Source organism: Sphingomonas phoenicis (assembly GCF_047238005.1).
In the GTDB taxonomy this organism is placed as follows: domain Bacteria; phylum Pseudomonadota; class Alphaproteobacteria; order Sphingomonadales; family Sphingomonadaceae; genus Sphingomonas.
In genome coordinates, this window is sequence record NZ_JBDFMC010000002.1 from 3,037,684 (window position 1) to 3,059,937 (window position 22,254).

Here is a 22,254-nt window from a genome sequence, read left to right on the forward strand (position 1 = left end):
TCAGTAGCCGAGAAGGTGAAGGGTGAGGCCGCCGGCAAGGCCGATGGCCACCAGCAGATAGGCGATAATCGCGCAGGTCCTCCCCAGCGCGGGGGTGTAGAAGCGATTGCGGTGCAGCATGACGTTGCGGTCGACCAGCCACCACAGCACGATCGCGACCGAGAGGCTGGCGGCATAGACCACGCCGATGCGGACGGCGCCGGGGATGGCGAGCGGCACGATCTTCGTCGCCAGGTTGACCGCGAAGCCGCCGACCCACTGGTGCAGGTACAGCGGATACGAAACCCCGCCGGCCAGGACGCCGAGCCGGTCGCGCCGCCCCGGCGCGGTGAGCGCGAGGACCAGCGAGACGGCGAACAGGGCGCGGAACGGCTGGACGTTCCACCGCCAGGCGACCGCGAAGAACAGGGCGGCGGCCAGCGCGGCCAGCCACCGCTTGCCGGCGGTGTCGATGATCGGGCGGTCGCCGTTCAGCGCCGCTGCCCCCACGCCCAGCGCGATCGGCGTGAAGACCGACTGCATCGCCGTCAGCACCGCCGCGACGACCAGCCAGGTCGCCACCGACTTGCCCCAGCGGGTGAAGATCATCAGCAGCGGCGCGGCGAGGTAGAATTGCTCCTCTACCGAAATGCTCCAGAAATGATTGCCGGTGCCGCCGAGCGGCATCTCCGTCAGCGCGCGGGGGAAGACGGTGAAGGTGTAATGGGTGAAGGTGACGTCGTAGAACAGGTATTTGAACCAGTTGCCGTCGATGCCGCGCATCGCCGCGGCGGTGCCGTACAACAGCAGGATGGCGGTGAAATACGGTGCCCAGATCCGGGTGGAGCGATTGAAGAAGAAGCGCGGCAGATCGGCCCGGTCGCTCTTCAGGAGGATGCCGCCGATCAGCCAGCCGCTGAGCGCCAGGAACGCCGCGACCGCGAGGCTGCCGTCGATCGGGCCGGGGAAATGGACGCCCGAATGGTCGAGCAGCACGACCGACGCGAGGACGAAGCGCAGCCAGTCGAGATGCGGATAGGCATCGAGCTTGCGCGCCTCGGGATTGGCGGCGGCGGCGGCAGTGCCGTCGAGCCAGGTCGCGACGTCGCGGTTGGTGGGGGCCGTCGTCATGATTACTCCGTCACGCTCCACGACCACATCGCCGTCGCCGACATGGCGAGGACGATGCCGGCCGACAGGGCCATGATGCCGACCATGCGATAGGCATAGACCTGCCGCTCGGTGATCCGGGCCGACCGCAGGCGGAGGAGCATGAACGCGCCGGCCGCCGCGAGCACGGCGGCGACCAGATACATGATGACGACGCCATATGTCATGCGACCAACTCCTGCCCGGTGCGTTGGCGACCCGGACCCTTTGCAGGAGAATGACGATGGTCGATGCCACCCAGATCAAGGAACATGCCGAGGTGATCGGCGCGGACGGCGTGCATGTCGGCACAGTCGACCATGTCGACGGCGACCGCATCAAGCTGACCAAGAACGACTCGCCCTCGACCGAGGACGGGCAGGGGCAGAAGCATCATTACCTGCCGCTGGGCCTGGTGGCCGAGGTGGAAGGCGACACGGTGCGGCTGAGCGCGACCGGACAGAACGCCGTCGACCTGTTCGAAGAGGCGGAGTGACACCGGCTCCCCTCTCCCCTTGAGGGAGAGGGAGGTGCCCGCTGTCGCAGGCAGCGGGAGAGTGAGGGGGCCGTCCGTCACGGGCGGCCCTTTTGCATTGGTCGACGCTCCGACGCGATCGCCGTTGCGATGCCGTCGATGTTCTCCATGACGTCCGGATCGGCGAAGCGGATCACGCGGTAACCTTCGTGTTGCAGGAAGCGGGGGCGGGTGGCGTCGGCAACGATACGCAGGGCATGATCGTCTCCGTCAACGATCAGACGGCCGCCATGCGAGCAACAGTCGGCGACCGGCCGGGCCGCCCGCGTTCCCCGTCACTCCCGCACGCGGCGGCGCGGCGCGGGCTCCTTTCTCCCCCGCATGGAGAGAGGGATCCGGGGAACGCTCTTCACCCATCTTACTGACAGGCCAGGCACTCGTCGTAGTCCGTGCTTTCCAGCTCGAACTTCGGCTTCTCGATCGTGTTGTCGTTCTCGACCCCGCCGGCGAAACCGGCGCGCTGCACCGACTTCGAGCGGAGGTAATAGAGCGACTTGATGCCCAGCTCCCACGCGCGGAAGTGGAGCATCAGCAGGTCCCACTTCTCGACATCGGCCGGGATGAACAGGTTCAGCGACTGCGCCTGATCGATATAGGGCGTGCGATCGCCGGCGAGTTCGAGGAGCCAGCGCTGGTCGATCTCGAAGCTGGTCTTGTAGCAGTCCTTCTCCTCCTGGCTGAGGAAGTCGAGGTGCTGGACCGAGCCGCCATTCTCGAGCATCGAGTTCCACACCGCGTCGGTGTTCTTCGACTTCTCGTTCAGCAGCTTTTCCAGATAGGGGTTCTTGACCGAAAAGCTGCCCGACAGCGTCTTGTGGGTGTAGATATTGGCCGGGATCGGCTCGATACACGCGCTGGTGCCGCCGCAGATGATGCTGATCGACGCGGTCGGCGCGATCGCCATCTTGCAGCTGAACCGCTCCATCACGCCGACATCGGCCGCATCGGGGCAGGGCCCGCGCTCGACGGCGAGCTGCATCGACGCCTCGTTCACCTGCGCGTTGATCTGCCTGAAGATGCGCAGGTTCCACGACTTGGCCATCGCCCCCTCGAACGCGAGACCGCGCGCCTGGAGGAACGAGTGGAAGCCCATGACGCCCAGGCCGACCGACCGCTCGCGCGCGGCGGAATAGGCGGCGCGCTCCATGCCGGGTTCGTGCCGGTCGATATAATCCTGGAGGACGTTGTCGAGGAAGCGCATCACGTCCTCGACGAAGCCCTTCTCGTCCTTCCACTGGTCCCACGTCTCGAGGTTGAGCGAGGACAGGCAGCAGACGGCGGTGCGATCGTTGCCCAGATGATCCTTGCCGGTGGGCAGCGTGATCTCCGAGCACAGGTTCGAGGTCGACACCTTCAGCCCCAGCTGGCGGTGGTGCGCCGGCATCGTCGAATTCACATGGTCGGCGAAGACGATATAGGGCTCGCCGGTCGCCAACCGGGTCTCGACCAGCTTCTGGAACAGCGCGCGCGCATCGACGCGGCCGCGCTCCGACTGGTCCTTGGGGCTGCGCAGGATCCACTCGGCGCCGTCGCGCACCGCCTCCATGAAGGCATCGGGGATCAGGACGCCGTGGTGCAGGTTCAAGGCCTTGCGGTTGAAATCGCCCGAGGGCTTCCGGATCTCGAGGAACTCCTCGATCTCGGGATGCGAGATGTCGAGATAGCAGGCGGCCGAGCCGCGGCGCAGCGACCCCTGCGAAATCGCGAGCGTCAGCGAATCCATGACCCGCACGAACGGGATGATGCCCGAGGTCTTGCCGTTCAGGCCGACCGGCTCGCCGATCCCGCGGACATTGCCCCAATAGGTGCCGATGCCGCCGCCGCGCGAGGCGAGCCAGACATTCTCGTTCCAGGTATCGACGATGCCGTTCAGGCTGTCGGGCACCGAGTTCAGATAGCAGCTGATCGGCAGGCCGCGGCCGGTGCCGCCGTTCGACAGCACCGGCGTGGCGGGCATGAACCACAGGCGCGAGATATAGTCGTAGATGCGCTGCGCATGCGCGGCATCGTCGGCATAGGCGCTGGCGACGCGGACGAAGAGATCCTGGTACGATTCGCCCGGCAGCAGGTAGCGATCGTTCAGCGTCTCCTTGCCGAAATCGGTCAGCAGCGCGTCGCGCGAGTGATCGACCTCCAGCGCATAGGGCTGGGGCGCGACCGACTTGCTGTCCAGCGGGGCGTCCTTCGCCGGGGCTCCGGCCGCCGTCGGCTCGACCGTGTCGGCCGTCATGGCATCGTTCGTGAAATCCATGGCCACTCGCGCTCCTTCGTTCCCAGTTCGTTCGAATCGGGGTCTGTCACCGGTTTAGCACGCAACCACCGGCGCGTGCAGAACAAATGGAGACCATCGGTGCCGGGCCACTGCCCCGCTTCCCCGTCGATGTCGTAACGAACACACCATCTATTGGGTTCGTCGCCGATCCCTGACGCTACTGATTGTGCATTAGACGGGGCGGAGCAAGCGCATATTTCCGATCACGCCCGGCGGCGTCGCCGAACACCGCATGCCGCGGGGCAGCGACGCAAGCTTCCCTGCGGCCTCCGCGGATCGCAAGAGAACCTTTGGGGAACGTGAAATAAAAAGGCGCTATGGTACTTGGTGTGCCCGGCGGCTAAATGTTGTTGGGCACGCCACCCTTGAACGTCGGCTTGAAGCTTTTTGGCCGGTTGGCGAGCCGAGCCCTCACCACCGTCTGCCAAACCAGATCGCAACCCGTCGGCAGGCTGTTGCCGCGGTTCTGATTGCAGCGTTGGTGCTTGAGAATCCCATTGTCGAGAGTGCGCATCCCGCCATGGCTTTGCGGAACGACATGATCGAACGACGGATACTGAGGATAGTAGGGTTTAAGGCCCTTGGCACTCGGGACGGGCTTTCCGCATCCAGCGCAGATCGAACCCTGCGCCCACCGTAGTGCACGAAGCTGGTTGGCCTTTTGCGCTTTCGCTGACACGCGGACTGTGTATCTGCACCCAGTTAAAACCGGCTTACCGGACGCAAGTAGGCGGTCCGCCGAAGTGGCCCCAACATCTTTAATTCCACGCATCCTCATACGGGTACGCGTGTCCTGTTGGCAGGTATACTACCTCAATCCTGTGAGAGAGCCGGCCAGACACCCCCAAGCATGAAGCAGCGATCACTTCATGTTGGAGGAGACCATGTTGAAGGTGGAGCCGAGCTTGGTACCCAGCCGCGACATGGCGCTGATCGCCGCGACGGCGATGAGGGCGGCGATCAGGCCGTATTCGATCGCAGTAGCACCGCGCCGGTCGCGCAAGGCCTTGATGAAAAGCATGTCATGTCTCCTTCGATCAAGCACTGGCAGAAGGGGACAAACAGTTCGTTAACAACGCGATGCTCGCATCGTTGCGGACTTTCCGGTCTGGCTGGGACCGGGCCGATGCCGGCTTCGGTCCCGGTGGGGCATGCGAGGGCCGGGGTCGGCAGACAGGGCTCGACGGGGCATGACGCGCCCGGGCCGATCCCTGCAGGGTCACTGCTTGACCGGCCGGTCAGGGCTGGCATCATGGTTCGCCTGCGATGATCGGCGGGAGCGGGCGTCATGATGAAGGGGATTGCCGCGGCGGCCTTGTCGATGGCGGTCGCGCCGGTGGCGGCCCAGCAGACGGGGACCGACACGGTCGAGGTCGAGGGACGCAGCCGCGAGCAGATCCGTGCGCTGGCCACCACCATCGCCCGGCCCGGATCGTACGGCGTGATCCCCCGTTTTCGCGATCGGCTGTGCATCGACGTGCGGGGGCTGGTGCCGCGATACGCCAAGGTCCTGTCGACGAAGATCGCCGACGTCGCGCGCGAGGCGGGAGTGCGGGTCAGCGACGGGAAGTGCCAGGCGAACGTGGTCGTGCTGGCACCGGCGGATCCGGCCGCCTACATCGACTACATCATCGACGAGCACTGGCTGTTGATCGGCGACCCGGCGAACGGCGTGCCGCCGCGTTCGCTGCTGACCGAGTTGCGCCAGCCGCGGCCGGTGCGATGGTTCAGCGCCACGCGCAGCATCGCGTTGGGGAACGGGATGTGGCGGCTGGCGTCGGCGACGCGGATCGACAAGCTGGCAACCTATATCGTGATCGATGTCGGCCAGTTGCAGGGGATCAGCTGGAACCAGCTGGGCGATTATGTAGCGATGGTCGCGCTGGCCAATCCCAAGCTGAGCGATACCTATCCGCCCGCGTCCAGCGCGCTGTCGCTCTTCGCCGATCGCGATGCGGGCAGATCGATGGTGGCGGGGCGGACGGCGTTCGACCGGTCGCTGCTGTATGCGCTGTATCATGGCGACCAGAACCAGTCGGCCAGGCTGCAGGTGCAGCAGATGGTCAGCTCCATCGCGCATCAGCGCGGCGGTGGTGGTGGTGGTGGCGGGAAAGAAGAGGCGCGCTGAGCGCCGGGTGCCGTCCGCCGGCTGGCGGTGCGGCCGGGCCGGGGACGCAGGCCGTGCCGGGCGTCAGAGGCCGGTGATCGTCAGCGCCTCCGAAAAGGGAAGGAGCAGGACGACGGCGCCGTCCTCGTCCTTCACCTCGATGTGGCAGGACAGGCAGAGGCGGCCCTCGTTCACCTCGGCGCACATCACCTCGCGCGCGGCGCGCAGCGCTTCCTGGCGGACATGGTCCAGATCGGCGCGTTCCATGCCTTCGGGATCGTCGGAGACGGTGCCGCACTCGTGGAGATTGAAGAAATAGCGGGCCATCGTCGATCCTCCGTCGGTCCGGCCCGTCGCAGACTTGGTCGCGAAGGTCACGGCCAAATTATCCTGCGTTACCGGCGCGGTGGAGCGGGAAGGACGGGACGGAGCCCGATGGTGCGCTATCCGGCGCGGCGGGCGATGCGCGAGGGGACCGGCGGCGCGGCGATGCTGGCGACGTCGATCGATTCGGCAAAGCGGAGGCCGGCGCGGCCGTCCTGCGCCCAGCGGACCTGGGCGGCGATCATCCGGTCCTCGACCAGCTCGATCAACAGGTCGATGCCGACCGATCCGGCGTCGAGCTTCGTGCCGTCGATCATCGCGCCGGTGGACGAGATGTCGCGGATGCGCACGTCGCCCTGGCGCCCGTTGGCGACGATGCGGGCGGAGCGGAGCATGCGCGTGCGCGGCGCGCGGCTGACGCGGAAGCCGATCGGCTCGGCATGGACATCGCCCCTGGAAAGCCGGCCGACGATCTGTTCGGCCCGAGTGGGGCGGCCATAGACATAGCCCTGGATGTGGCTGCATCCCAGTTCGCGGACCAGGTCGATCTCGTCCTGCACCTCCACCCCCTCGGCGGTGGTTTCCATGCCGAGCGTGTCGGCGAGGGTGACGATCGCGCGGATGATCGCGGCGTTGCGGTTGCCCGGCTGGGCGATGCCGCGGACGAAGGACTGGTCGATCTTGATCTTGTCGAACGGCGCGGTGCGCAGATAGCCGAGCGAGGAATAGCCGGTGCCGAAATCGTCGAGCGCGAGACGGACGCCCAGCCCCTTCAGCGCACGGAACATCTGGTCGGTGGCGATGGTGTCGTTCAGGAACACGCCCTCGGTGATCTCCAGCTCCAGCCGGTGCGGGGCGAGGCCGGAATGCGCCAGCGCGCTGGCGACGATGCCGGGTAGCTGCGGGTTGGCGAACTGCACGGGCGAGAGGTTGACGGCGACGCGCACGCCGCCGGGCCAGCGCACCGCCTCCTCGCAGGCGGTGCGCATCACCCATTCCCCCAGCGCCTCGATCATCCCGCATTCCTCGGCAACGGGGACGAATTCCGACGGGGAGACGAGGCCGCGAACCGGATGCTCCCACCGCACCAGCGCCTCGTACCCGACGATCCGCGCATCGGCGGTGCCGACCACCGGCTGATAGCAGAGGTGGAAGTCGCCGGCGCCGAGCGCGGCGCGCAGGTCGTCCTCCAGCTGCTGGCGATGGCGGGCGCCGGCCAGCATCTCCTCGGCATAGAAGCGGTGCAGGCCGCGGCCGTCGCCCTTGGCGGCATAGAGCGCGAGGTCGGCGTTGCGGATCAGCGTTTCGGCATCCTCGCCGTCGTGCGGCGCGATGGCGATGCCGATGGAGCAGCCGATGCTGACCTGGGTGCCGCCGATCAGATAGGGTTGGGACAGGGCGTCGATCAGCGCGCGGGCCAGCGTCGCCAGCCCCTCGCGCCCGTCGGTGCCGGGGAGGAGAACCTGAAACTCGTCGCCGCCCAGCCGGCCGACCAGCCCCGCGGCGCCGACCACGCGCTCCAGCCGCTGCGCGACCGTCTTCAGCAGCGAGTCGCCGGCCTGGTGGCCGAGCGTGTCGTTGACCGCCTTGAACCGGTCGAGATCCATCAGGAACAGGCTGGTCGGGCGATGCTGGCCGGCGGCCTGCGCCAGCGTCTTGTCGAGCGACAGGCGCATGCGCTGGCGATTGGCGAGGCCGGTCAGCCCGTCGAACAGGGCGAGGCGGGTGATCTCCGCCTCGGACTTGCGCTTCTCGGTCAGGTCAGCGCCCGAGCCGATGAAGCCCTGGAAACGGCCCAGCTCGTCGACCACCGGCCGGCCCGAGATCGACCACCAGCGCGCACCCTCGCGGTCGGTCGCGGCGCAGATCGAATAGTCGGAGAAGGAGGTGCGCGACGACAGGTGGAACGCCAGTGTCCGCTCGGTACCGGGCGCGGCCGAATCCATGCGGAAGATGTCGGTCAGCAGGCGGCCGACCGGCGGGGCGTCGGCCGCCGCGATCTGCTCGGCGACCTTGGCCGAGAGATAGGTCACGCGGCCGTGGCGATCCGCCTCCCAGAACCAGCCGGTGCCCTGACCCTCGAACTCGGCGATCATCTTGACCGCGTGGCGCCCCTCGTCCGCCTTGCGGGCGAGCGCGATGGTGGCGGCGCGGTCGTGGTGCGCCAGCCGCAGCGTGGCGAGGCCCAGCGCGCCGAGCAGCACCGAAGCCTCGACGATGACCAGCGGCGCATAGACGAGGACCGCCATCGCGACGACCAGGCCGGCGCCGAAGCTGAGGATGGCGGCGCGGACCGAATGGACGGCAAGCCCGGACAGGCCGAGTGCGCCCGCGAGCATGACGATCGAGCCGAGCTGCACCGGATGCGCGGGGGCGGAGGCGGTGCTCCAGATTAGCGGCAGCAGCGTCGCCGCGATCGCCGCCGAGGTGGCGGCGAGGAAACGGGCGCGGGCATAGGGCGGCCAGCCGAACACCGGCCGGCGGACGACCAGCATCGTCGCGGCGGTGCCGCCGGCCAGCAGCAGGGCGAGCGCCAGCGTGATCCACGCGCCGCGGGTCGCGATGATGGCGGCCGCGACCGCCACGCTCTGGACCCCCGCCGCCATCGGCCATGCCGCGGCGACCTGTTCCAGCTGGTCGAGCGATCGGCCGGCGGTGTCCTGCGGATCGTCGGCGATGCCCAGCAACATCGCCACGGTGGGGCGATCCTGGTCGGATGAAGTGGAGGCGCGGCGATGCATGGTCGATGGACGTAGGATCGACGGGTTTACGATCGCGCCAGCACAACTGGTGAATGCCGCGTTAGGGTCCGTTTCGGAGCCAATGCTGGAAGGGAGGCCGGATGTTGCCTTGCGGCAGGGGCTGGCGCAAAGCGTTCGCCCATGAGCACGACCATCAACGACACCGACCTGATCGAAAGCGTCGCCGACGCGCTGCAGTTCATCAGCTACTATCACCCGATGGATTACATCCGCGCGCTGGGCGAGGCGTACGAGGCCGAGCAGAGCCCGGCGGCCAAGGACGCGATCGCGCAGATCCTGACCAACAGCCGCATGTGCGCCGAGGGGCACCGGCCGATCTGCCAGGATACCGGGATCGTCACCGTCTTCGTCAAATGGGGGCAGGATTGCCGGCTGTCGGGCGACCGGTCGTTGCAGGAGGTGATCGACGAGGGGGTGCGCCGGGCATACCTGCATCCCGAGAACAAGCTGCGCGCATCGATCCTGGCCGACCCCGCCTTCACCCGCCGCAACACGCGCGACAATACGCCGAGCGTCCTCCATGTCGAGATGGTGCCGGGCAGCACTGTGTCGGTCGACGTCGCGGCCAAGGGCGGCGGGTCGGAGAACAAGTCGAAGTTCAAGATGATGAACCCCAGCGATTCGATCGTCGACTGGGTGCTGGAGATGATCCCGCAGATGGGTGCCGGCTGGTGCCCGCCGGGCATGCTGGGCATCGGCATCGGCGGCACCGCGGAGAAGGCGATGCTGCTCGCCAAGGAATCGCTGATGGGCGCGATCGACATGGGGCAGCTGAAGGCGCGCGGCCCCAGGAACGATATCGAGGCGCTGCGCATCGAGCTGATGGACAAGGTGAACGCGCTGGGCATCGGCGCGCAGGGCTTGGGCGGGCTGTCGACGATCCTGGACGTCAAGATCCTGGACTGGCCGACCCATGCCGCGTCGAAGCCGGTGGCGATGATCCCCAATTGCGCCGCGACCCGCCATGCCCACTTCACGCTGGACGGCAGCGGCCCCGCTTATCTGGAGGCGCCGAAGCTGGCCGACTGGCCGCAGGTCGACTGGAAGCCCGACCAGGCGGCGATCCGCGTCGACCTGGACACGCTGACGCCGGAGGTGGTGCAGAGCTGGAAACATGGCGACCGGTTGCTGCTGAACGGCAAGATGCTGACCGGGCGGGACGCCGCGCACAAGCGGATCGCCGACATGCTGGCGAAGGGCGAGGAGCTGCCGGTCAGCTTCAGGGGGCGCGTGATCTATTATGTCGGGCCGGTCGACCCGGTCGGCGAGGAAGTGGTCGGCCCCGCCGGCCCGACCACGGCGACGCGGATGGACAAGTTCACGCGCATGATGCTGGACCAGGGCCTGCTGGCGATGGTCGGCAAGGCCGAGCGCGGCCCGGACGCGACGGCGGCGATCGCAGAGGCGAAGAGCGCGTACCTGATGGCGGTGGGCGGCGCGGCCTATCTGGTGGCGCGGGCGATCAAGGGATCAAAGGTCGTCGGGTTCGAGGATCTGGGGATGGAGGCGATCTACGAGTTCGAGGTCAGCGATTTCCCGGTGACCGTCGCGGTGGATGCCGAGGGACAGAATGTCCACAAGCTGGCACCGCTGGTATGGCGTGAGAAGATCGCGCGCGAAGGGCTGCTTCAGCCGGCCTGACCGCCTTGTTCCACCCGCCGGACCTGCCATGATCGGCCGGCGCGACGATGGGGAGGCGGAGATGGGCAGGGCGTGGTGGTCGGACCGGCGGGGGTGGTTGTTCGGGCGGCGGGGTGCCGTAGCGGCGGCGGCGCTGCTGATCCCCGCTGTCGTCCTGATACGCGTGCCGGCGGCGCTGGCCTTCCCGTACCGCGCGCAGATCGGCGCGACGACGATCCTGTCGGAACGGTCGCTCGACCCGCGCATGGCGATGGTGCTGGCCCGCGCGGATACCCTGCTCGCCGCCAGTCCGCTGTGGCGGCCCGGGCTGACGCGGCAGGTGGTGCTGACCGATGGCGGCTGGCGCTGGCAGGTGCTGGCGATCGGCAGCCGCGGTGCGATCGCGCTGCGCCGGCCGTTCTCCGATGCGCTGATCTTCAACCGGAGCGATGTCGGGCGGGACCGGGTGACGAACGGCGCCGCGATCGGTGGCGTGCGCACCCTGTCGGGCACGATCGCGCACGAGATGACCCACCGGCTGGTGGCCGGTCGGTTCGGCGAGCTGCACTATGCGATGATGCCGCTGTGGAAGCGCGAGGGCTATGCCGATCATGTCGCGCAGGAGACCAGCATCGATCCCGGCGACGAGGCCCGCATCCGGGCCGCGGACCCCGATGCGCCCGTCCTGGCCTATTACGAGGGGCGTCGGCGCGTGGCGACGGCATTGCGCCGGAACGGCGGGTCGGTGGACGCGCTGTTGGCACAGTGAGCGGCGGAGAGTTCCAGTGGCGTTGACGCGGAACCGTGCGTGGCAGGAGCCGGCAGGCTGGACGATGGCGGCGGTGGGGATCGGCTGCGTCCACCTGATCGCCGCCGATGCGCCGGCGACCTATCCGATGGTCAACGCCGTGGCTGCTGTGGCAGGACTGACGGCAGGTCGGTGGCTGGCCGGGCGGCGGGGGCAGGGCGCCGCGATGATCCTGGCCGGTCTCGCCGTGCTGGCGACGGCGCTGGTCGGCATCCGCGTCGACGGGATCGCGCGGTGGGTGGCGGTGGGGCCGGTACGCTTGCAGCCGGGGCTGATCCTGGTGCCGCCGCTGGTCGTCGCCTTCTCCCGGCGCGGCGGAATGGCGGCGGCGCTGGGCGTGGCGATGGCCGTTGCCGGGCTGGCGCTGGCGCCGGATCGGGGAACCGCCGGAGCGCTGGCGGCGGCGCTGGTGGTGATCGCGGCGATGCGCCGGGATGCGGTGGCGATCGCGCTGGCGCTGCTGGCCAGCGCCGGCTTCGCCCGAACGCTGCGCCTCGCCGATCCGCTGGCGCCCGCGCCGTTCGTCGAGGGCGTACTGGCGGCCGCCGCCGGGCACGGAATGCGGACCGCGCTGCTGATCGTCGGTGCCGCGGCGATGGTCGCGCCCGGCCTGTGGCGGCTGGCGGCGGGTGGTGCCACGCGTCCGGCGGCGGCGTTCGTCGCGATCTGGGCGGGGTTGCTGGCGGCGGCGCTGCTGGGATCTTATCCGACGCCGGTGCTGGGATACGGGGCCAGCGGCGTGCTGGGTTACGTGCTGGCGCTGGTCGCGCTGGGGACGGGTGGCGGCAGGGGGCGGCGGGTCGGGTAGCGGCGGGCAGAGGAACGGCGCAAGCGTGCCGGTCGTTGCGATCGGATACCATGGAGTCAACGTCATGAAATCGGTCGCAATCGCGCTTCTGCTGCTATCCAGTCCCGTCGCCGCCGGCGCCCAATCGACGGGCGGTGCCGCCGCGTCGCAGGGCGGCGGGTTGCTGGGCCAGGCGGGTGGCCTGCTGGGCGGGGCGATGCCGTCGATCGGGTCGATCGGGGCGGGCAACGCAGCCGGCCTGCTGGGCTATTGCGTCAAGAACAAGCTGCTCGGCGCCAGCGGCGCGTCGACCGGCGCGGCAGGCGTGCTGGGGCGACTGGCCGGCAAGAAGGATGTGACGACGTCGCCCGGCTACATGGCGGGGCAGGCAGGGCAGGTGCAGACGCCGAATGGCGAGGCGCTGTCGCTGGGCTCGCTGCGCGGGCAGGTGAAGAACCAGGTGTGCAGCCTGGTGTTGAGCCGGGCGCGCTCCTTCCTGTAACCGTCAGCCGTAGCGCAGCACCAGCGCCGGATCGATCTGCGCGGCGCGGCGGGCGGGGATCAACGTGGCGAGGATCGCCCCGGCCGTCACCGCGGCCAGGATGGTGGCGATGGCCAGCGGCGAAATGCTGAGCGGCAGGTCGAGAAAGACGTCGTATTCGGGCGTGCCGCCCAGCCACGGGCGGAGCGCGGCGACGAGCGGGTCCTTCGCCGCCTTCAGCCCGAGGCCGATGGCAAGACCCATGGCCTCGCCCGCCAGCCCGATCGCCAGCCCGACCGCGACGAAGACGCTTGCCATCGACGCGGCGCTGGCGCCCATCGTCCGCATGATCGCGATCTCGCGCACCTTGAACCGCACGAGCATGCCTAGCGAGGAGAGGATGTTGCCGAGCGCGATCGCGGTGACCATCGAGACGATCGCGGCCATCGCGACCCTTTCCTGCGCCAGCGCGCCGACCAGCGCGGCGTTGAGCTCGCGCCAGTCGTGCACGGTGACACCCGGCCCCAGCCGGCTGCGGAGGGCGGCGGCGAGCGATCCGACGGCGCGTTCGTCGGTCGCGACCACGTCGATCCGCGACGCCACGTCACCGCGGGCGAACAGCCGCTGCATGTCGTCGATCGGCAGCACGACGCGGCGGCCGTCGATATCGGCATGATCGGTGCGGAAGATGCCGGCGACGGTCAGCGCGGTGGTGCGGACCTCCAGACCGCCATCGTCGGCGGCAACCGCGGTGGTCACCGCCAGCGGGTCACCGGTGATGACCCCCAGCCGTTCCGCCATGCCGATGCCGATCGCGACATCGCCCTTCGCGGGGAGACGACCGGACACCATGGCGCCGTCGCCGTGCAGCGCGGGCAGGTGCGCGATGTCGGCGGCGCGCAGGCCCTGCAACTCGGCGGGCTGAACGCGGCCGGCCGCGGTGACGAGGCTGGATTGCACGAGCGCGGGGGTGGCGCGGGCGACGCCGGGGACGGTGGCGATACGGGTCGCGAGGCGGCGCCAGTCGGGCAGGTCGTGCCCGGCGCGCGTGACCGCCAGATGCCCGTCGATCGATGCGACCTGCCTCGCCAGCCGCGCCTCCGCGCCGTTCATGAAAGCGATGACGAGGATCAACGACGCGACGCCGATGGCGACGCCGGCACACCCGATCGCGGCGACCAGCAGCATCAGTCGTCCGCCGGGACCCGGCAGCAGATAGCGGCGGGCGAGCAGGCGTTCGTGCGCCGTCAGCATCGTTCCGTTGCTTCCCCCGGATAACGATCCATCCCGCCGGCGGCGCGGGCGCATGACGGATCGCAGAAATGAGAAGAGGTTGCCGGGCGTCTCCCGACGACCCGACAACCCCTAAACATGGTCAGCGGCCGGAGAGCTCCAGCCCGGGAGACCATGAGGCCTCTTCGATCCCGGCCACGTCGTTGATTGGGGGAGGATACCCCCCGACGCCGCCGATCGGATCCTAGAGGCCAGTCCCCCGAACGAACTGAACCGACCCCACTGCTGAACCATGAGACATCGGATCACCTCCTTTCGCTTGTTGATAGCCAAATGCCGCCGGTTACCGGCGACACCAGCAATGTGTGCGATCACGGGGGTGGTTACAAGACTTGTATTGCGGGCGAAGTTGATCGACACTCCGCCGCTGCGCCGCTTTCGCCCGGCCTAGCGGCAATCCTCGATCACCCGGCCTACCTCCGCCCATGACGGCAGGACCAGCGGCGGCTGGCCGGCCTGTTCGAGCGTGAAGGTGCCGCGGCTGAAGGCCATCGCGTCGAGCAGGCGGTCGTCCGCCCCCAGCACCGCGTCGAGCATCACCAGCGGTGCCGCATCGGCGGGCGCGCGGGCCTGCACGGGCAGCGACCGGACCGTGCTGGTGGTGCGGACGGTGAGTGCCGTGGCGGCGGCGGGCGACGGCCGGGTCAGGATCAGGCGGCGCCCGGGGCGGTCGCACGAGACGGTGACGAGCGGGCGGCCGTCCGCGGTGGCGTAGCGGGCGATGCCGGCACCCCCGGGACGGGCATAGGACCAGTTCCCCGGCGTGCGCGGCCAGTCGCGCCAGTCGCTCGCCAGCGGTGGTGGCGGCGGCAGGGCGACAGCGACGGGGGTCGGCGCGGGCGCGGGAGCCGGCGGCGTCGCGGCGGGAACGCAGCCTGCCAGTACCGCCAGGGCGATGCCGATCGTGGCAGGCGCGGCGAGGGGACGGTGGAGCGGAAGGGGAGAGGCCATGGTCGGGGGCTTAGGGCGCGGTGCCGCCCGGCTCAACCCGTCGGCGCGATGGAACCGGTGGACCGCGCCGCCGGTTCGACCGGCAGCAACGGGAGCACCGAATGTCCACCGAACAAGCACCAACCCAGATCCTCGCCCAGTCGAACGTCGCGCACACCATCAAGGTGGAAAGCCGCGATGGCGATGCGGTGGGATCGGTCTATTCCTTCATGGCCCACAAGGGCTCGGGCCGGGTCACGCACGCGGTGCTGTCGCTGGGCGGCTTCCTGGGCATGGGCAAGAGCTTCTACCCGGTGCCGTTCGCGCTCCTCCAGTTCGATCCGGTGCGCGACCTGTACGTCATCACCGTTGACCGCCGCCTGCTGGAAGGCGGGCCGAGCTGGTCGAACAACGCGCCGGTGTTCGATCAGGCCTATGCCGACCGGGTCGCGAGCTATTACGGGTCGGCCAGCGAAAACCTGGCGGCGGGCTGAACCAAGGAGAGACGACATGAGCATCTTCGGCAAGATCAAGACCGCCATCTTCGGCGAACACGGCCCGTTGGGCGGTCAGTTCGGTGGCGGCGCCAAGCCTGCGCCGGCGCCCGCACAGGCCCCGGCGTCCCCGCCACCCGCGGCGCATCCACCGACGACGGCCAACGAGCGGCCGGCGACGATCCCCGCCCAGCCGGCGCCCGCCGCGCCGGCGCAGGCGGTCGACGTCGAGCAGGTGCTGACCGGCATCGCACAGCGCAAGGGCAATCCCGACCTGAACTGGCGGACATCGATCGTCGACCTGATGAAGCTGCTCGACCTCGACTCCTCGCTCGACAATCGCAAGGAGCTGGCGACCGAGCTGGGCTATTCGGGAGCGAAGGACGGATCGGCCGAGATGAACATCTGGCTGCACAAGGCGGTGATGCGCGAGCTGGAGAAGAACGGCGGAACGGTACCGGCGGGATTGAAGGACTGACGCGTCGGGCGGCGCGCGGGATCGTCCCGGCGCGTCGCCCCCTTTTCCGACGTTCGTAGACATATCACCTACCGTCGGCGGCCCGGACGGCCATGCTACCGCCCCCCGCGGCGACCGCCCATGCGCATCTTCGATTCCTTGCCGTAGCGCGTCTTGCGCGTCCCCGGCTTGCCTTCGTTGCTGCGGCCCATGATCGGGGCCTTGTGCTGTTCGACGGGCAGGCCGAGCTCCTCGTTCTCGAGCTGGCGGATCTCGTCGCGCAGGCGGCCAGCTTCCTCGAATTCCAGGTCGGCGGCGGCCTTGCGCATCTTCTTTTCGAGGTCCTCGATATAGGCGCGCAGGTTGTGGCCGACCATGTGCGGGCGATCGTCACCGATATCGACCGTCACCTGATCCTTCGATGCGACATGCGCGATGATGTCGCCGATGTTGCGGCGGATCGTCGTGGGCGTGATGCCGTGTTCGGTGTTGTATGCCTCCTGCTTCTCGCGGCGACGCGACGTCTCGTTCATCGCCCGCTCCATCGATCCGGTGATGCGGTCGGCATACAGGATCACGCGCCCGTCGACGTTGCGGGCGGCGCGGCCGATCGTCTGGATCAGCGAGGTCTCGGAGCGTAGGAATCCCTCCTTGTCGGCGTCGAGGATCGCCACCAGCCCGCATTCGGGAATGTCGAGCCCCTCGCGCAGCAGGTTGATGCCGATCAGCACGTCGTACACGCCCAGCCTGAGGTCGCGGATCAGCTCGATACGCTCAAGCGTCTCGACGTCCGAGTGCATGTAGCGGACCTTGATCCCCGCCTCGTGCATATATTCGGTCAGATCCTCGGCCATCCGCTTGGTCAGCGTGGTGACGAGGGTGCGGTAACCGGCCTCGGTCGTCTTGCGGCATTCGACGATCAGGTCCTGCACCTGCTCCTCGACCGGCTTGATCTCGATCGGCGGATCGATCAGCCCGGTCGGGCGGATCACCTGCTCGGCGAAGACGCCGCCGGACTGCTCCATTTCCCACGGGCCCGGCGTCGCGGAGACGCAGACCGTCTGCGGGCGCATCGCGTCCCACTCGTTGAAGCGCAACGGGCGGTTGTCGATCGCGGAGGGCAGGCGGAAGCCGTACTCGGCCAGCGTGATCTTGCGCCGATGGTCGCCGCGCGACATGCCGTTGATCTGGCCGATCGTCTGGTGGCTCTCGTCGACGAAGAGCATCGCGTTTTCCGGCAGATACTCGAACAGCGTGGGCGGCGGCTCGCCGGGCAGGCGGCCGGTCAGGAAGCGGCTGTAGTTCTCGATGCCGTTGCAGCTGCCGGTCGCCGCGATCATCTCTAGGTCGAAGTTGGTGCGCTGTTCCAGCCGCTGATGCTCGATCAGCTTGCCCTCCGCCTCCAGCTCCTTCAGCCGCTCGGTCAGTTCGTGGCGGATCGCCTCGGTCGCCTGCTTCATCGTCGGGCCGGGGGTGACGTAGTGCGAATTGGCGTAGATGCGGATCGAATTGAGGCTGGCGACCTTGCTGCCGGTCAGCGGATCGAACTCGACGATCTCCTCGATCTCGTCGCCGAAGAACGAGACGCGCCACGCCGAATCCTCGTAGTGGGACGGGAATATCTCGAGATTGTCGCCCTTCACGCGGAAATTCCCGCGGACGAAGGCGGCGTCGTTGCGCTTGTACTGGAGCGCGACGAGCTTGCGGACGATCTCGCGCTGGTCGACGCTCTGGCCCTTCTTCAGGTCGAAGATCATTGCCGAGTAGGTCTCGACCGAGCCGATGCCGTACAGGCACGACACGCTGGCGACGATGATGACGTCGTCGCGTTCCAGCAGCGAGCGGGTGGCCGAGTGGCGCATCCGGTCGATCGCCTCGTTGATCGACGATTCCTTCTCGATGTACGTGTCCGAGCGGGGGACGTACGCCTCCGGCTGGTAATAGTCGTAATAGCTGACGAAATACTCGACCGCGTTGTTCGGGAAGAAGGACTTGAACTCGCCGTACAGCTGCGCCGCCAAGATCTTGTTGGGGGCCAGGATCAGCGCCGGGCGCTGCATCTCCTCGATCACCTTGGCCATGGTGAAGGTCTTGCCGGAACCGGTCACGCCCAGCAGCACCTGATCCTTCTCTCCCTCCTTCGTCGAGGCGACGAGTTCGGCGATCGCGGTCGGCTGGTCGCCGGAGGGGGTATATTCGCTGACCAGTTCGAACCGCCTGCCGCCTTCCACCTTGGGCGGTCGGGCAGGGCGGTGGGGGACGAACTCCTCGCCGGTTTCCGGTTCGGCGAGGTTGGTGCGGATCTGGATGGCCATGCGCGCGAATATGGGGAACGGGAAAGGAACAGGCAACGTCGACGGTGATCCTTAGGGCACCCAAGCAGACCTATGGTTGACCCCCCGCTGCCCGGTTCTTATTGCGCGAGGTTCGCAAGACACCGGGAAATTTGATGACCGTCGCCACCGACACCCGCGCGCCCGCGCTGCTCCCCGAGAACCCCGCCTTCCTGACCGCGAAGGTGCTGTGGGTGCGCCACTGGAACGAGCATCTGTTCTCGTTTGCGATCGAGCGGCCGGCGAGCTTCCGGTTCCGGTCGGGCGAGTTCGTGATGATCGGGTTGGCGGGCGAGAAGAAACCGCTGGTCCGCGCCTATTCGATCGCCAGCCCGCATTATGCGGAGGAACTGGAGTTCCTGTCGATCAAGGTGGAGGACGGCCCGCTGACCAGCCGGCTGCAGCTGATCCAGCCGGGCGACGACATCTATCTGGGCAAGAAGCCGACCGGTACGCTGGTGCTGGACGCGTTGTTGGGCGGCAAGCGGCTGTTCATGCTGTCGACCGGTACCGGACTGGCGCCGTTCCTGAGCCTGATGCGCGATCCCGACGTGTACAGCGCGTATGACCAGGTGATCGTGGTGCACAGCGTACGCCGGGTCAGCGACCTCGCCTATCAGGACGAGATGGACGGCCGGCTGGCCGAGGATCCGCTGGTCGCGGACGAGGCGGCGGCGCAGTTCCACTACGTCCCGACCGTGACGCGAGAGCCGTTCCGCAACACTGCCCGGATCGGCGCGCTGATCGACGACGGGACGCTGTTCGCCGGCCTTTCCGGCGCCGGGGCGCTGGATCCGGAGACGGACCGGGTGATGTTGTGCGGATCGACCGAGATGATCCGCGACTTCGCGCACCTGCTGGAGGCGAAGGGCTTCGTCGAGGGATCGAACGCCAATCCCGGTACCTTCGTGATCGAGCGCGCGTTCGTCGGCTGACCAACCATTCCCTTCGCACCGCCACGATGCGGGGCTGCGAAGGATAAGCTGACGGCAGGTTGTCGAACGGCGGCGGTTATTGTGCGGCGCGATTGGCAGGCGTGTCGATGCAGCGTTCCAGGCGCCTGGCATCGATCGGAGCGGTCGCCGGTGCGGCGGCACCGATCGGCGGTACGTCGACGGGACGGCCGATCGCGACGGCGGCGAAGCGGCGACCGGCGATCGACGAGCAGGCCATGGCGGCGCGGAGCAGCCGGGCCGGGGTACGATACCCCTCATAGGACAGGCGGAAGGTGCCCCAGTGGATGGGGATCGCGGTTGCGGCGTTCAGGCCGGCAAAAACCTGCACCGCCTGCGCCGGGCCGATATGGCTGCCGCTCGACATCTGGCCACGGACGAAGCGAAACGCACCGATCGGGATCAGCGCCAGTCGAATCGGGCCGAGCGCCGCCGCTTCCGCCGGCCAGCGGCCGTCGCCCAGGCCGGTGTCGCCGGCGAAGAACAGGTTGCCGCCCGGCAGGGTCACGACGAAGCTGCTCCACAGCGCGCGATTGCGATCGGTGAACCAGCGGCTGCCCCAGTGATGGTTGCGGGTGACGTGGACGCGGACCGGCCGGCTCCAGAACCGGTCGCGGGCGACGCGGGGGCGCCCCTCGACCGTTACCGCATGATGCCAGTCGGCGGCCTGGGCGGGGATGCCGGCACTGCGCAGGATGGCGTCGTTGCCCAGGCTGGTGACGATCAGCGGCCGGTCGCGTGCCCATAACCGCTTCAGCGTCGGCAGGTCGAGATGATCGTAATGATTGTGGCTGAGCAGGACCAGGTCGATGCGTGGCAGGGTGTCGAACGCGATGCCCGGCCGGGCGACGCGGTGCGGGCCAAGGCCGAACGGGCCGGTGCGCTCACTCCATACCGGATCGGTCAGGATGTTGAGGTCGGGGGTCTGCACCAGCACGCTGGCGTGGCCGATCCAGGTGGCGCGCATCGGTGTCGCCAGCGCCTCGTCTGGCGTGGCGGGGGCGATGACGATGGGTACCGGCGCGCGGTCGAGCAGCTCGGCCGGCCGGGCCGCGCGGACAGCCACCGTGTCGGGCCAGACGGGACGACCGTCGTCGCCCGTCAGATTGCGCCAGAGGAAGCCGGCGCGGCTGCCGCCGCCGGGCGGCGCGGCGGTATCCGCGTCGCCATCGGGATTGCGGAAGCGGTCGCCGTCATAATGGTCGCTGTCCGGCCCGTCATAATAGCGACGGTCGAGGAAGCGGGGGATGACCGTTACCGCCAGCGAGGCGACCACGGTCAGCCAGAGGAGCAGTTTGCCGGCAGAGCGAGCGATGGCGGCCACGTTGCTTCCTCGGGGTGCAAGGAGGCCAACAACGCAAGTTAATCGCGGATGTTCAATCGCGGCGGCGTGGCCGCCTCCATGCCTGCTCGACGCGCCACTGCCACAGCATCAGGAGCGGCACGACCACCGTTTCCATGACGAGGCCCAGCAGATGCCCGGTCGAGGGTGCGCCGACCGCCAGCAGCGACACGCCGCGCGACAGGCCGCCGACGACGATCAGCCCGCCCAGCAGGCGGAAACGGGCGCCGCGCCGCTCGATCGCCGGGATGCACGACAGGAAGCCGAGCCCCGTCGCGAAGAAGATGCCGGAAATGTAGCGGAAGTGGCTGTCCAGATCGCGCGGTACGTCGCCGGCGAGCCCGAAGGCGGCCGGGCCATGGAGGATGCCCCTGCCGCCGACCACCAGCGGCAGCAGGCATGCCACGGCGATCGCGAGCTGAAGTGCGCGCCGGCCCTTCATCCCAGCAGGTCCTTGCGGACGTGTATCGCGCGCAGCGACACGCGCACCTCGATCATGAAGCCGACCAGCGAGGCGATCAGCAGCAGCATCGACAGGATGAACGCCACCGCCACCGCACTGGCCAGGTGCAGCTTGGCAAGGGTCGCGACGAACAGGCTGGCGACGACGATCGCGGTCATTACCGCGCTGGACACGGCGAGAAACAGCGAGGCGTTGATGATCGAGATGCGCCGGTCCAGCCGCCGCAATTCCCAGATGTGGCGCTCCAGCTCCTTGCCCGTGGCATTGGCATGCAGCAGTTCCAATGCGCGGACCCGGTCGACCACCCGGCTGAGACGACCGGCCAGCACGTTCAGCAATTGCCCGATCGCGGTGAGCATGAAGATCGGCGACAGCGCCAGCGTGATCGTCTGCGCGACCGTGGTGATGCCGGGGAACAGCTGGAGCATGTATCCCTCCTTAGCGTCGGCGATAGCGGAAATACCAGACCTCGTGCCCCTTGCGACGCGCCTTGCGCTCGTAACGGGTTTCGGGCCAGTCGTCCGGCCGCACCAGGAAGTCCGGTGCCGATCGCGCCAGCCATTCGAAATCGGACCGCTGGTTCATCACCATCATCGACCAGCGGCAGTAGGTGGGATCGTCCGTGCCGAGGCGGAACTCGGCACCCGGCTTCAGCTTGGCGGCGATCAGATCCATCGGACCGTGGTTCATCATCCGCCGCTTGGCATGGCGCGCCTTCCGCCAGGGATCGGGATGGAGCAGGTAGACGCGCGACAGGCTGGCATCGGGCAGCCGCTCGATCACCTCCAGCGCGTCGCCCATGTGCAGGCGGACGTTCGCCAGGTCGCCGTCGCGGATGTGGTTCAGCGCGCCGACGACGCCGTTCAGGAAGGGCTCGCACCCGATGAACCCCGCATCGGGGTGGGCGGCGGCCTGTCCGGCGAGATGCTCGCCCGCGCCGAAGCCGATCTCGACCTGCAAGGGACGATCGTCGCCGAACAGCGTCGGAGCGTCGAGCGGACCGTGCTCGGGTACCGAGACGCGGGGCAGCATGTCCTCGACCAGCGCGGCCTGCCCGGTACGCAGCTTGTGCCCCTGGCTGCGACCATAGAGGCGGCGGATCTTCATCGGGTCGTTCATCGCGCGCCTGTAGCTTGGGCGAGAGGTGGAGCAAAGCACCTCGCCC

23 protein-coding genes and 1 pseudogene are annotated in these 22,254 nt (G+C 68.4%); 9 read left to right on the plus strand and 15 right to left on the minus strand.

The window, feature by feature from the left end:
* Both ABC319_RS15420 and ABC319_RS15425 read right to left on the minus strand, forming a co-directional pair.
* Entirely contained in the window at positions 1-1,110 is a 1,110-nt protein-coding gene (locus tag ABC319_RS15420) for an acyltransferase family protein (RefSeq protein WP_413071070.1), read from the minus strand.
* A 2-nt stretch (positions 1,111-1,112) separates the two neighbouring features.
* A complete protein-coding gene (locus tag ABC319_RS15425; protein ID WP_413071071.1) occupies positions 1,113-1,316 on the minus strand; it encodes a hypothetical protein in 204 nt (67 codons plus the stop codon).
* A 56-nt stretch (positions 1,317-1,372) separates the two neighbouring features.
* Between ABC319_RS15425 and ABC319_RS15430 the strand changes: the two genes are divergently transcribed.
* Positions 1,373-1,624, plus strand: a complete 252-nt coding sequence (locus ABC319_RS15430; protein ID WP_413071072.1) for a DUF2171 domain-containing protein — start codon at positions 1,373-1,375, stop codon at positions 1,622-1,624.
* 77 nt (positions 1,625-1,701) lie between these two features.
* Here the strand turns inward: ABC319_RS15430 and ABC319_RS15435 are convergent.
* From ABC319_RS15435 to ABC319_RS15450, 4 genes and pseudogenes are all read right to left on the minus strand, one after another.
* Positions 1,702-1,902 (minus strand): annotated as a pseudogene (locus ABC319_RS15435) (DUF559 domain-containing protein); the annotation flags it as partial.
* A 119-nt stretch (positions 1,903-2,021) separates the two neighbouring features.
* Positions 2,022-3,893, minus strand: a complete 1,872-nt coding sequence (locus ABC319_RS15440) for a ribonucleoside-diphosphate reductase subunit alpha (RefSeq protein ID WP_413071722.1) — start codon at positions 3,891-3,893, stop codon at positions 2,022-2,024.
* A gap of 382 nt (positions 3,894-4,275) precedes the next feature.
* Positions 4,276-4,713: an HNH endonuclease gene (locus tag ABC319_RS15445; RefSeq protein ID WP_413071073.1), complete on the minus strand. Its 438-nt coding sequence runs from the start codon at positions 4,711-4,713 to the stop codon at positions 4,276-4,278.
* A gap of 84 nt (positions 4,714-4,797) precedes the next feature.
* Positions 4,798-4,956, minus strand: a complete 159-nt coding sequence (locus ABC319_RS15450) for a Flp family type IVb pilin (protein ID WP_413071074.1) — start codon at positions 4,954-4,956, stop codon at positions 4,798-4,800.
* A 267-nt stretch (positions 4,957-5,223) separates the two neighbouring features.
* Between ABC319_RS15450 and ABC319_RS15455 the strand changes: the two genes are divergently transcribed.
* The gene (locus ABC319_RS15455) at positions 5,224-6,063 is read left to right on the plus strand and encodes a hypothetical protein (RefSeq protein ID WP_413071075.1); all 840 of its coding nucleotides are present in this window, start codon (positions 5,224-5,226) and stop codon (positions 6,061-6,063) included.
* Positions 6,064-6,126: 63 nt separating this feature from the next.
* Here ABC319_RS15455 and ABC319_RS15460 read toward each other — a convergent pair whose 3' ends face one another.
* On the minus strand, positions 6,127-6,420 hold the full coding sequence (locus ABC319_RS15460) for a DUF6894 family protein (RefSeq protein WP_413071076.1): 294 nt from the start codon (positions 6,418-6,420) through the stop codon (positions 6,127-6,129).
* Positions 6,421-6,485: 65 nt separating this feature from the next.
* The gene (locus ABC319_RS15465) at positions 6,486-9,056 is read right to left on the minus strand and encodes an EAL domain-containing protein (protein WP_413071723.1); all 2,571 of its coding nucleotides are present in this window, start codon (positions 9,054-9,056) and stop codon (positions 6,486-6,488) included.
* Between the two features lie 192 nt (positions 9,057-9,248).
* On the opposite strand from ABC319_RS15465, the gene ABC319_RS15470 reads away from it, so the two are divergent.
* The 4 genes from ABC319_RS15470 (at position 9,249) to ABC319_RS15485 (ending at position 12,845) form a co-directional block, all read left to right on the plus strand.
* On the plus strand, positions 9,249-10,769 hold the full coding sequence (locus tag ABC319_RS15470) for a fumarate hydratase (RefSeq protein ID WP_413071077.1): 1,521 nt from the start codon (positions 9,249-9,251) through the stop codon (positions 10,767-10,769).
* A gap of 28 nt (positions 10,770-10,797) precedes the next feature.
* Positions 10,798-11,517 carry a hypothetical protein gene (locus ABC319_RS15475; RefSeq protein WP_413071078.1) on the plus strand — a complete coding sequence of 240 codons (720 nt, stop codon included), beginning with the start codon at positions 10,798-10,800 and terminating at the stop codon, positions 11,515-11,517.
* A 16-nt stretch (positions 11,518-11,533) separates the two neighbouring features.
* Complete coding sequence (locus ABC319_RS15480; protein WP_413071079.1) at positions 11,534-12,364, plus strand: hypothetical protein; 831 nt, start codon at positions 11,534-11,536, stop codon at positions 12,362-12,364.
* Positions 12,365-12,428: 64 nt separating this feature from the next.
* The gene (locus tag ABC319_RS15485; RefSeq protein ID WP_413071080.1) at positions 12,429-12,845 is read left to right on the plus strand and encodes a DUF2501 domain-containing protein; all 417 of its coding nucleotides are present in this window, start codon (positions 12,429-12,431) and stop codon (positions 12,843-12,845) included.
* Positions 12,846-12,848: 3 nt separating this feature from the next.
* Here ABC319_RS15485 and ABC319_RS15490 read toward each other — a convergent pair whose 3' ends face one another.
* Together ABC319_RS15490 and ABC319_RS15495 are read right to left on the minus strand one after the other, a co-directional pair.
* Positions 12,849-14,078: an ABC transporter permease gene (locus ABC319_RS15490; protein ID WP_413071081.1), complete on the minus strand. Its 1,230-nt coding sequence runs from the start codon at positions 14,076-14,078 to the stop codon at positions 12,849-12,851.
* Between the two features lie 426 nt (positions 14,079-14,504).
* Entirely contained in the window at positions 14,505-15,068 is a 564-nt protein-coding gene (locus ABC319_RS15495) for a hypothetical protein (RefSeq protein WP_413071082.1), read from the minus strand.
* A 101-nt stretch (positions 15,069-15,169) separates the two neighbouring features.
* On the opposite strand from ABC319_RS15495, the gene ABC319_RS15500 reads away from it, so the two are divergent.
* Positions 15,170-15,541 carry a PRC-barrel domain-containing protein gene (locus ABC319_RS15500; protein WP_413071083.1) on the plus strand — a complete coding sequence of 124 codons (372 nt, stop codon included), beginning with the start codon at positions 15,170-15,172 and terminating at the stop codon, positions 15,539-15,541.
* A 16-nt stretch (positions 15,542-15,557) separates the two neighbouring features.
* A complete protein-coding gene (locus ABC319_RS15505; RefSeq protein ID WP_413071084.1) occupies positions 15,558-16,019 on the plus strand; it encodes a DUF3597 domain-containing protein in 462 nt (153 codons plus the stop codon).
* 95 nt (positions 16,020-16,114) lie between these two features.
* Here ABC319_RS15505 and uvrB read toward each other — a convergent pair whose 3' ends face one another.
* Positions 16,115-18,313, minus strand: coding sequence for an excinuclease ABC subunit UvrB (uvrB, locus tag ABC319_RS15510; protein ID WP_413071085.1), 2,199 nt, complete (start codon positions 18,311-18,313; stop codon positions 16,115-16,117).
* A gap of 134 nt (positions 18,314-18,447) precedes the next feature.
* Here uvrB and ABC319_RS15515 point away from each other — a divergent pair, with 134 nt between their 5' ends.
* The gene (locus tag ABC319_RS15515; RefSeq protein WP_413071086.1) at positions 18,448-19,266 is read left to right on the plus strand and encodes a ferredoxin--NADP reductase; all 819 of its coding nucleotides are present in this window, start codon (positions 18,448-18,450) and stop codon (positions 19,264-19,266) included.
* Positions 19,267-19,342: 76 nt separating this feature from the next.
* Here the strand turns inward: ABC319_RS15515 and ABC319_RS15520 are convergent, their stop codons facing one another.
* From ABC319_RS15520 to trmB, 4 genes are read right to left on the minus strand one after another with little or no spacing between them, the layout of a single operon-like run.
* A complete protein-coding gene (locus tag ABC319_RS15520) occupies positions 19,343-20,608 on the minus strand; it encodes an MBL fold metallo-hydrolase (RefSeq protein WP_413071087.1) in 1,266 nt (421 codons plus the stop codon).
* Between the two features lie 52 nt (positions 20,609-20,660).
* Positions 20,661-21,068, minus strand: a complete 408-nt coding sequence (locus ABC319_RS15525; protein ID WP_413071088.1) for a DUF4345 domain-containing protein — start codon at positions 21,066-21,068, stop codon at positions 20,661-20,663.
* A complete protein-coding gene (locus ABC319_RS15530) occupies positions 21,065-21,517 on the minus strand; it encodes a DUF2721 domain-containing protein (protein WP_413071089.1) in 453 nt (150 codons plus the stop codon). The genes ABC319_RS15525 and ABC319_RS15530 overlap by 4 nt, the downstream gene beginning before the upstream one ends.
* A 10-nt stretch (positions 21,518-21,527) precedes the next feature.
* Positions 21,528-22,208 carry a tRNA (guanosine(46)-N7)-methyltransferase TrmB gene (trmB, locus tag ABC319_RS15535; protein WP_413071090.1) on the minus strand — a complete coding sequence of 227 codons (681 nt, stop codon included), beginning with the start codon at positions 22,206-22,208 and terminating at the stop codon, positions 21,528-21,530.
* Positions 22,209-22,254 lie beyond the last annotated feature (46 nt).

Coding starts and splice junctions, on each gene's coding strand:
- ABC319_RS15420 (WP_413071070.1), bottom strand. CDS start 1,110: ATGACGACGGCCCCCACCAACCGCGACGTCGCGACCTGGCTCGACGGC.
- ABC319_RS15425 (WP_413071071.1), bottom strand. CDS start 1,316: ATGACATATGGCGTCGTCATCATGTATCTGGTCGCCGCCGTGCTCGCG.
- ABC319_RS15430 (WP_413071072.1), top strand. CDS start 1,373: ATGGTCGATGCCACCCAGATCAAGGAACATGCCGAGGTGATCGGCGCG.
- ABC319_RS15440 (WP_413071722.1), bottom strand. CDS start 3,893: ATGACGGCCGACACGGTCGAGCCGACGGCGGCCGGAGCCCCGGCGAAG.
- ABC319_RS15445 (WP_413071073.1), bottom strand. CDS start 4,713: ATGAGGATGCGTGGAATTAAAGATGTTGGGGCCACTTCGGCGGACCGC.
- ABC319_RS15450 (WP_413071074.1), bottom strand. CDS start 4,956: ATGCTTTTCATCAAGGCCTTGCGCGACCGGCGCGGTGCTACTGCGATC.
- ABC319_RS15455 (WP_413071075.1), top strand. CDS start 5,224: ATGATGAAGGGGATTGCCGCGGCGGCCTTGTCGATGGCGGTCGCGCCG.
- ABC319_RS15465 (WP_413071723.1), bottom strand. CDS start 9,056: ATGTTGCTGGGCATCGCCGACGATCCGCAGGACACCGCCGGCCGATCG.
- ABC319_RS15470 (WP_413071077.1), top strand. CDS start 9,249: ATGAGCACGACCATCAACGACACCGACCTGATCGAAAGCGTCGCCGAC.
- ABC319_RS15475 (WP_413071078.1), top strand. CDS start 10,798: ATGATCGGCCGGCGCGACGATGGGGAGGCGGAGATGGGCAGGGCGTGG.
- ABC319_RS15485 (WP_413071080.1), top strand. CDS start 12,429: ATGAAATCGGTCGCAATCGCGCTTCTGCTGCTATCCAGTCCCGTCGCC.
- ABC319_RS15490 (WP_413071081.1), bottom strand. CDS start 14,078: ATGCTGACGGCGCACGAACGCCTGCTCGCCCGCCGCTATCTGCTGCCG.
- ABC319_RS15495 (WP_413071082.1), bottom strand. CDS start 15,068: ATGGCCTCTCCCCTTCCGCTCCACCGTCCCCTCGCCGCGCCTGCCACG.
- ABC319_RS15500 (WP_413071083.1), top strand. CDS start 15,170: ATGTCCACCGAACAAGCACCAACCCAGATCCTCGCCCAGTCGAACGTC.
- ABC319_RS15505 (WP_413071084.1), top strand. CDS start 15,558: ATGAGCATCTTCGGCAAGATCAAGACCGCCATCTTCGGCGAACACGGC.
- uvrB (WP_413071085.1), bottom strand. CDS start 18,313: ATGGCCATCCAGATCCGCACCAACCTCGCCGAACCGGAAACCGGCGAG.
- ABC319_RS15515 (WP_413071086.1), top strand. CDS start 18,448: ATGACCGTCGCCACCGACACCCGCGCGCCCGCGCTGCTCCCCGAGAAC.
- ABC319_RS15525 (WP_413071088.1), bottom strand. CDS start 21,068: ATGAAGGGCCGGCGCGCACTTCAGCTCGCGATCGCCGTGGCATGCCTG.
- ABC319_RS15530 (WP_413071089.1), bottom strand. CDS start 21,517: ATGCTCCAGCTGTTCCCCGGCATCACCACGGTCGCGCAGACGATCACG.
- trmB (WP_413071090.1), bottom strand. CDS start 22,208: ATGAACGACCCGATGAAGATCCGCCGCCTCTATGGTCGCAGCCAGGGG.